Annotated in this window: 1 protein-coding gene; it reads left to right on the top strand. The window is 59.5% G+C overall.

Going from position 1 to position 2,867, the window contains the following annotated elements; genetic code table 11:
* Positions 1-2,867 (top strand): beta strand repeat-containing protein (locus ACIQJ2_RS38200; protein ID WP_400678228.1); only part of this gene is annotated, 2,867 nt, incomplete at both ends.

Here is a 2,867-nt window from a genome sequence, read left to right as displayed (position 1 = left end):
GATGCCAACACCGTCATCAATGCCGATGCGGTCACGACGGGTCATGGCGGCAATGTCGTTCTGTGGTCGGATGATCTGACGCGCTTTGCCGGCACGATCACGGCGAAGGGCGGCGCGGTCTCCGGCAACGGCGGCGAGGTCGAGGTCTCGGGCAAGGCAAAACTGTCCTACACCGGCCTCACCGACCTGACGGCGGCGCATGGCTCCTTCGGCAATCTGCTGCTCGATCCCTACAATGTGACGATCTCGACGGGGACGGACAGCAACTCGTCGGGCTTCACGGCGTCAGGCAATGACAGTATCATCAACGTCAATACGCTCACCAACGCGCTCGCAACCGCCAATGTCACGGTATCGACCGGCGCAGCGGGCTCCGCCGGATCGCAGGCCGGCACCATCACGGTGGCCGCCCCGATCAACTGGACCGCGGCAACCACGCTGACTTTGAGCGCTGCCTCCGACATCACAATCAACGCAGCGGTTACGGCGTCGGGGGCGGGCGCCGGGCTGGTGCTGCAGGCCGACAATTCGGGCGCCGGCGCGGGTACGGTCTCATTCGGCGCGGGAGGGTCCGTAGCGCTTTCAGGATCATCTTCCGCGGCAAGACTATATTACAATCCGTCCAGCTTCGGGACTGCGACTGATTTCAGCAGCAAAGTCGTCGCAAACAGCGTTATTGCCTATCAGTTGGTGAACAATCTCACCAACCTTCAGGCCATCAATCTTTATCTCAACGGCAACTTCGCGCTCGGGAAGAACCTCGACGCCTCGGGGACTGCGAGCTGGAATGTCTATGCGGGGCTCGTGCCTATCGGCGTCGATCGCGCTGGCAACGTGTTGAACAATTCCAATGGTTTTAACGGTAACTTCGACGGACAAAATCACACGATTTACAATCTATACGCAACCGGCGTTTATTATGCGGGCCTTTTCGGCTATGCAGGCCCAGGTTCGCGGATAATGCGCATCGGCTTGGTCGGCGGATCGATTTACGGTGGTCACAGCAATGTCGGCGGTTTGGCCGGCTACAGCGCAGGTTCGATAACGTCGTCCTTTGCGACCAACACGGTCACCGGCGGCAGCGACAATATCGGCGGTCTGGTTGGCTACAACCGGGGCTCGGTCACATCGTCCTATGCCACCGGCACGGTCGTCGGCAATTTCAATGTCGGCGGCCTGGTCGGCTGGAATGCAGGTTCGGTCACGCAGTCCTACGCGACAGGTGCAGCCAGCGGCTACAGCTATATCGGTGACCTGGTCGGAGTCAATGGCGGCAACATTGCATATACCTTTACCTCAGGCCGGCGCCCCGGGTACGGTTTGGTCGGCTTGAACTATAGTACCGTCAGCAATAGCTTTTGGGACACGGACACCAGCGACCAATACTTCGGCACCAGCCAAAGCGGTCAAGGCACATTTTCCGCCAGAGGCCTTGGACGCCTTGACATGCAAGACCCGTTCACTTTCATCAACGCGGGCTGGGATTTTACGTCCGTCTGGGGCAAATCCACTAGCGGCGCGAACAATGGCTATATGATGCTGCGTTCGCTCAGCAGCGGGCTCTATGACGACTATGTCAAGATCGGAAGTGCCTCCCGCACCTATGGAGAGAGCAATTCCACGATCAGCGGCGCTATATTGTCGGGCGTCGGAATAGCCAATGTCACGTTCAACTGGGGTAGCGCGATCAAGGCCACGACCAATGCCGGAACCTATAATTACGGCGACGCTGGCGTCATCTCGTTGATCGAAACCGGCTCCCGCACGGCCTATGTCGATTACAGTCAGAACTTGACCATAGGAAGGCGCCCACTGACGATAACCGCGCAGACGCAGACGAAGATCTATGGTGATGCCGATCCAACGTTGACATATACAACTACAGGCACGGTCAACAACGATACGCTTTCAGGCTCGCTTGCCACAGCCACCGGGCAGTATTCCGATGTGGGTCGCTATGCGATCACGCAAGGTTCCCTCGACAATGCCAACTACGCCATAAACTACGTGGGCGCCGACCTGACGATCAATCAGCGTGCGCTTACCGTGACGGCGAATGCCGGTCAGAGCTTCACCTATGGCGACACGCTTTCGCCAGCCTATAGCGTGACGAGCGGTTCGTTGCTGAACGGAGATGCCCTGTCCGGCGGACTTGGGGGCCTCACCAGCACGAGCGGCGTCGGCACTTATACCCTCACACGAGGGACGCTCGACAATACCAACTATGCCATCACCTTTGCCGGCAATACCGCGACCGTGACAGCCCGCCCGATTACGGTAACGGCGGACGCCCAGTCGAAGGCCTATGGCGACACAAACCCGATACTGACCTACACGGTGGGGGGCGCAGGGCTCGTCAACGGCGATACGCTTTCCGGTTCGCTTGCGACCTCGGCAGTGCAATATTCGAATGTCGGGGGCTACGCGATCACACAGGGCGCGCTTGCGGCATCGAACAATTACGCGCTGACCTATATTGGCGCCAATCTGACAGTCACGCAGCGCCCACTCACGGTGATTGCCGACGCTCTTTCGAGGACCTATGGCGACATCAATCCGGCGCTAACCTATTCGACCAACGGTCTCATCAACGGCGATACGCTTTCCGGTTCGCTTGCGACCTTGGCAGCGCAATACTCGGGTGTCGGCGGCTACGCGATCACGCAAGGCTCACTTGCGGCTTCCGGTAACTACGCCCTGACCTATGTCGGGGCGGATCTCACTGTGAACCGGCGAGCCCTGACGGTGGCGGCAGACGCCCAGTCGAAGGCCTATGGCGATGCCAATCCGACGCTGACCTACACGGTCGGCGGCGCAGGGCTCGTCAATGGCGATACCCTTTCCGGATTGCAGGTGACTGCGGCCGG

Origin of the sequence: Rhizobium sp. NPDC092011 (genome assembly GCF_044756305.1) — a bacterium.
Classification (GTDB): Bacteria; Pseudomonadota; Alphaproteobacteria; order Rhizobiales; family Rhizobiaceae; genus Rhizobium.
The sequence above is the reverse complement of the archived record's forward strand: the minus strand, read 5'-3'. Positions and strand labels throughout refer to the sequence as shown.